Origin of the sequence: Novosphingobium rhizovicinum (assembly GCF_040813635.1) — a bacterium.
Lineage (GTDB): Bacteria > Pseudomonadota > Alphaproteobacteria > Sphingomonadales > Sphingomonadaceae > Novosphingobium > Novosphingobium rhizovicinum.
Genome location: NZ_JBFNXR010000008.1, coordinates 1 through 5,778, shown reverse-complemented (window position 1 = coordinate 5,778; position 5,778 = coordinate 1). Strand labels below are relative to the sequence as shown.

The following is a 5,778-nucleotide window of genomic DNA, read 5'->3' as shown; positions in this document are numbered from 1 at the left end:
TGGACGCCTCGAAGAACCGCCTATTTTCGGCGTGACGGCGGTATGATGGCGCACGAAGTGCGGCTCGGCACTGTTTCGGGGCGGTAATCTTCTGAATTTCGTGGTGGCTCAAGGCTCGAAGACCGGTTTCGGCATCATGCGGGCGCAATACGCCCCTCGAGCCAGGTGAGACGCTGGAAGTTATAGGCCAGGTTTGCCATCCCGATCTTGATGCGGGCGCGGGCGATGCCGATGGTGCGAACGACGAGCCCCATGCGGTGCTTTTGGCCGGCGAACACGTGCTCGACGGCTGAGCGGACTGCCGACCGCCTCGCATTGGCTCGCGTGATGCGCTTGGGCATGGGCCGGCGGTGCGGCTTGCGCTGATGGATGTTGCTGGTGAACATGCCTTTGGCCAGGAACGCCTCGTTCTTCTTGGAGCGGTAGGCTGTATCGGCCCATACGCCCGACGCCGTGTTGTCAGGGCTGATGAGGACCGGCAGCCTTGCACCATCATGAGCATTGGCGGCGCTGGCATCCCAGGTGCGGATCAGGCCATGCGTGCGGTCGATGCCTATGTGGTTCTTGTAGCCGAACATCGGGATGGCGAGGTCGACCGGCTTGAACGCCTTGGGATCAGCGCCCTCCTTCACCTTGGCTTTGGTGTACTTGACGCTCCAGCGCGCATCGCGGTCCTTCTGGCGGAGCTTGGCAGGCTTGTCCTTCCAGTGCTCGGGGATCCGGCCTTCCTTGATCGCCGCCTTCTCCTCCTGGGTGTTGCGCTGCTTGGGTGCCGGTACAACCGTGGCGTCGATGATCTGCCCGCCCATGGCGAGATAGCCCCGGTCGGTTAGCGCCGCATTGAAGCGGACGAACAGCCGGTCGATCGCCTTGGCTTTGACCAGCCTCTCGCGGAAAAGCCACACCGTCGTCGCGTCGGGCACCGTGCCGTCCAGCCCGAGCCCCAGGAACCGCTGGAACGAGAGCCGGTCCTTGATCTGGAACTCGGTCGCCTCGTCCGACAGCGAATACAGTGCCTGGAGCACCAAGATCTTGAACATCAGGACCGGATCGAACGGCGGCCTGCCCCCCTTGCCGCGGGCGCTCCGCCGCAGCGCCGCCACCAACGGACCGCGGAAAACCTCGAAGTCGACGACGGCCGTAAGCCGTTCAAGCGGATCGCCCGCGGCGCTGAGCGCCTCGTATCGGTCCGAAAGGTCAAAGAAACCCGGCTGTCCCGCCATCATCGCCTCCGCTCTCACGAAAGGCAGTGAATCAGCTCAGGCCGCTATGCGCCAGAGGTTTTTCGAGGCGTCCAAATTTAGCTCGAAACCAGTGCTTCCGGGCGGCACCAAGCGTGCTGCCGTGCCGATACTCGTAGAGCAAAACCTCGGAAAGGCTCGTCGTAAATCAGCATCGCTCCCCGATAGGCGACGAATAGATTGGGATAGGCTGCAATGGCCGCCCATAGAGGCGCAGTGACCCAAATGAACGAGGGTTTGGCTGCCATGATGTGTTCTCGTTCGTCCATCCCATGGCGGATACGGTGCTCTTACCGCCGTACCAACTAACAAACGTTAAGTAATGAGACCACAACTCGACGCGAATACACGGGTTTCCACCTTGAATAGGGATAATCCCGGAGTCGGAAGGTTCCTTTTTTAGCTGTATCGCCCCATCTTGGGGCCGGGAGAGTTTGATAAGGCAGAGCGATGGCCATTGCGTACGGCAGCGTTAACCCGATACTCACAAGGAGGGCGCTAGCGGAGCGTATGGAGCAAGCCCGCCTGTTTTTCCTGCTGTGCAAAGTCGCGGTCGTTATTGGCGTTCTTGCGATGATCGGTGCGGTGGTCGCCGGCGAGGCTCAAGCCAACCACTCAATTGAGATTCGCACCATTTTCGGCTTAGGAGCTCTCTTCTCTTATGTCGGCGCTTTAGCGCTTTCCTTCGCGCCCGGCGTCAGGGAAAAGCATGAGCAGCTGAAAGCGCTGGAGGAAGACGATGCATCCGACAGGTAGGATCAGCGGTTTACCGCCATCGGCAAGCTCCTTGCGCAGTTAAGGCCGCTTTGCTCAATCTCCAAGATTTGGGCGCTTTGAACCAAGTCTCAGGGGTGCGATCTATCGAGAGCGGATCGGCACAGACTTGGCACAGATGCAGTGCCTCTTCCCACGTGCCCCTGGTCCATTGCGCCCGATCTTCCCGATGCACGATGGTCGGCATTCGATCGTGCACGTCTGACATCTGCTCGCAGCCGTCCACCATTACCATGGAGTAGGCGTCACCCCATTCGGCCGTCGGGCGCCAGACGCCGGCGGCGGCGAAAAGGTCATGCTCGGCTAGCGAGTACCACGTTCGTGTCATGCAACCTTTCTCGCCCTCTGCCTCCGCCCAGGCGGTGAGAGGGATCACACAGCGCCGCTTGGCGAAGCTGTCACGCCAGAAGGCGGTTCCAAGCTTATCTTCCCGTGCGTTGTTGACGGGCTTTGGTTTGAGTGCTTGCCCCGTCTTCTTGCTTTTCATCGCAAGTGGAAAGCCCCAGGTCATCGTCCGTACAGCGTCTGAGGTCACTACCAGCCCTACATAGCCCGGGTAGATTTCGGCGGCGAAGTTCGAGCCTGCCTCTGAGTGCCGACCGAACAAGTTCGCGACCTCGTCGAAGCTCTTGGTCATGCGGTAGAGGTTGCAGATGTGGACGGCCCCCCGCTTGCTAGGAACATAGCAGATTTCTGACCTGATCGCTTGCTATCAGATGTCCGGCCTGTTTGCGCGGGCAAAGCTCCGCTGGCCAAGATGGTGTTCGCTACGCACGTTCCAAGCACATGGGCGACATCTCGAAAGAGTGCCGGTGTAACCTTCGGAATCTCGCGCGTATCGGACCGATCAGTCATTCCATCTACTGCGCCTTGCAAGTTCGTGGGCCATCCGTCGAGCAGCCTCGCTCGTCGGCAGCAATATGGATCAGGCTGCCACGGCAGCTGGCGACCTGTTGTAGACGCCACCCGACACCATCAAGCGCCATGCGATGTGGGCGAACTTGTTGGCGAGCGCCACGGCCGCAAGCTTCGGCGGCTTGCGCTCCAGCAGCGCCGCGAGCCAGGCTGTTGGCCTGTGGCGGCCCTTTCGCACGTGCCTGAGCAGCGCAGTCGCGCCGACGATCAGCACCGATCGAAGCGCGGAGTCGCCAGCCTTCGTGATGCCGCCGAGCCGCTGCCGGCCACCGGTGGAGTGATCTTTGGGCGTGAGCCCAAGCCAGGCTGCGAAGTCGCGGCCGGACCTGAACGTCTCGGGCGGTGGTGCCTTCATGCTGAGCATGGTCGCCCCGATCGGTCCGACGCCGGGGATAGTCGCAATCCGTCGGCTCACATCATCCTCGCGGTGCCACTTCATCAGCTTGGTCTCGATCTCCTCGAGGCGCGCCTCGACCGCGGCATACTCCCTCGCCTGGAAGAGGAAGAGATCTCGCGCCATCTCTGGCAGAGTGTCGTCTTCGAGCACCCGCTTGATGAGCGCGTTGACGTTCTGCCGCCCGGCCCGGACCGATGATGCCAAACTCCGCGGCATAGCTCCTGAACGCGTTGGAGAGCTGCGACTTCACGCTGACGAGGCGCTCCCGCACGGTCATCAACATGCAAGCCGCCTGGCGCTCTTTCGACTTCACGGGGACAAAGCGCATGCTCGGCCGGGTGACCGCCTCGCACAGGGCCTCCGCATCCGCGGCGTCGTTCTTTCCACGCTTGATGTAGGCCTTCACGTACTGCGGCGGAATCAGCTTCACCTCGTGACCGAAGGACTGCAGCAGGCGTGCCCAGTGGTGAGAACTTCCGCAGGACTCAATCGCGACGAGAACCGGCGGGAGCTTCTCAAAGTAGCGGATCATCTCCGTTCGCCGGAACTGGCGACGGACGACCACCACCTCGTTCTCATCGACACCGTGGAGCTGGAACACCGACTTGGAAGTGTCCATGCCGATCCGGACCGGTGTGTTCATCGTACTCTCCTCTCATCTGGCTGTGACGCGCAAGCGCCATCAAACCGCTGGAATGAGAGGCCGTCCACACCAGCACGTGCGGTATCATCGCGCGTGCGGCGTGGCTGTCAACGTCAGCTCAGTCTCGCATCAAGGGCGTGCATGAGACGTTGCGGCCACCGCAATTGGTACATCGCATACGAGCTTCGATTGCTGAAATTGAGCGGCTACGCTTTGATGAGCCGCACTTCCGAGACAAAGCCCGGCTACTCAGTGCGGCCTCATTGCCGCACCCTCTGCAGCGAGCTCAGGTCGAAGCCATAGCAGGCTAGGTCTGCAACGGTCTCAAGCCGCTTGAAGCTCATTACGCTGACCCGGAGACCGGTTCGGCGAGCAAAGCGTCCTCATGATCTTCATCTACGTTGATCAGTACCAGGCGCTGCCCCTCCGTGAGCCATGGGCTTGCCGCGCTGACCGTCCTGAAGGTTACCGCCTTACCGCTGTCAAAGCGGAGCAAGGTTCCATCCGGGTTCTGAATGGCGATACGACGCATTTCTACGGCTTAATCGATTGAGAACGATTCGGGAACATGTGAAGTGGGGCGACCCACTGGCCCTCCACCATCATCCCCTGCTCTGAAGCCTGAATCTCACCGGCATAACCAGCGCCATAGTCTTTGCGAACCCTTTGGGGAGATAGGCGTTGCTAATCTCGAAGGAGGCCCACATGCCCGACCGTGAGATCGACACAGATGGTCCAAATGCACCGATTGAGACGGTAGGAAACCACAAGCTCGTCGCGTCTGACCGAGTGGAGGGGACAAGCGTCTATAGCATGGGTGGCACAAAGGTGGGTCACGTGCACAATTTTATGGTCAACAAGCAGAGCGGGCAAGTTGCTCATGTGATTGTTTCAGACGGAGGGTTCTTCGGTCTCGGTACATCACGTTATATTCGCGTGCCTTGGGCAGATTTAACTTACGACCCTTCGGTCGGCGGATATGTGTCGCATATCACCAAAGAACTCATGCAAGAGCGAGGGAGGGATTCAGCCGAAGACGCTGAGATGCGGATATGGTGACGGATAACCATTCTACTATTCCCGCAACGCTGCTCTTAATGACCGTGACCTGCATCGCTGACAGTCAATGCACCCCGCTGACCGCTCGTTATTTTGCGCGCTCTGACGCTTGCCTTCTTGGCTGTACTGGTTGTGACTGGCCAATGGTGGGCGGCGGGTAGCCCTTACTGAACGGCGTCCCAGCAACCAAGGTTTTCGGGATGGGCTTGCCGGCTCAGCGTCCAACGCGCGGAGGAGAGCCAGCATATCCTCCTGAAGCGGTCCGTCGATCAGATCCGCGAACGTGTTCTCGAGTTCCGCGAGGATGCGTTCGGCGCGGGCGATCGCGTCTGCTGTTGGTCTCTTATATCGCCTTTTGACTAGCAGTTTGGAAGGGTCAGGCATGGTTCATTATAGATGCCTGACGCTTACGCCGTGACATAGTGGCACTCCTTCTTACCCAATATGCCCGCCACATACGAAATTCCCGACAGTCCCCTTGCGTCAGCGTTTAGCGCACACTCGATTATTTATGCCCTTCGTCAGGTATTTATCGTGCAACGGGCTCCAGATTCTTTATAGAAGCAGCCTGACGCTCGTTCCGCTTTTACAAACTTGGTCGCGCTGCAGCGGCGGCACGGGCCCGAGCCGAGATCAGCCTCAAGCTGCTCCTAGGAGACCTGTGCGCGGGTGGGCGTAGACAGGTGCGATGAATGCTGATTCTATGCGCTTTCCCAGGAGGAGAGCAGGCGATGGCGCATCGTTCGATA

General features: G+C 60.0%; 6 protein-coding genes and 1 pseudogene. 3 read left to right on the top strand and 4 right to left on the bottom strand.

From position 1 onward, the window contains the following. Positions 1-134 precede the first annotated feature (134 nt). Positions 135-1,223 (bottom strand): IS5 family transposase, encoded by a 1,089-nt coding sequence (locus tag ABUH87_RS00205; RefSeq protein WP_367767718.1) that lies wholly within the window; start codon positions 1,221-1,223, stop codon positions 135-137. A 77-nt stretch (positions 1,224-1,300) separates the two neighbouring features. Then, positions 1,301-1,489, bottom strand: a complete 189-nt coding sequence (locus tag ABUH87_RS00200) for a hypothetical protein (protein WP_367767714.1) — start codon at positions 1,487-1,489, stop codon at positions 1,301-1,303. A gap of 202 nt (positions 1,490-1,691) precedes the next feature. Here ABUH87_RS00200 and ABUH87_RS00195 point away from each other — a divergent pair, with 202 nt between their 5' ends. Then, a complete protein-coding gene (locus ABUH87_RS00195) occupies positions 1,692-1,997 on the top strand; it encodes a hypothetical protein (protein WP_367767713.1) in 306 nt (101 codons plus the stop codon). 10 nt (positions 1,998-2,007) lie between these two features. Here ABUH87_RS00195 and ABUH87_RS00190 read toward each other — a convergent pair whose 3' ends face one another. Both ABUH87_RS00190 and ABUH87_RS00185 read right to left on the bottom strand, forming a co-directional pair. Next, positions 2,008-2,670: an SOS response-associated peptidase gene (locus tag ABUH87_RS00190; RefSeq protein ID WP_367767716.1), complete on the bottom strand. Its 663-nt coding sequence runs from the start codon at positions 2,668-2,670 to the stop codon at positions 2,008-2,010. 270 nt (positions 2,671-2,940) lie between these two features. Next, positions 2,941-3,970: pseudogene (locus ABUH87_RS00185) on the bottom strand (IS110 family RNA-guided transposase). 385 nt (positions 3,971-4,355) lie between these two features. Here ABUH87_RS00185 and ABUH87_RS00180 point away from each other — a divergent pair. Continuing rightward, positions 4,356-4,523 carry a hypothetical protein gene (locus ABUH87_RS00180; RefSeq protein WP_367767711.1) on the top strand — a complete coding sequence of 56 codons (168 nt, stop codon included), beginning with the start codon at positions 4,356-4,358 and terminating at the stop codon, positions 4,521-4,523. Positions 4,524-4,675: 152 nt separating this feature from the next. Then, entirely contained in the window at positions 4,676-5,029 is a 354-nt protein-coding gene (locus ABUH87_RS00175) for a PRC-barrel domain-containing protein (RefSeq protein WP_367767709.1), read from the top strand. Positions 5,030-5,778: the final 749 nt, after the last annotated feature.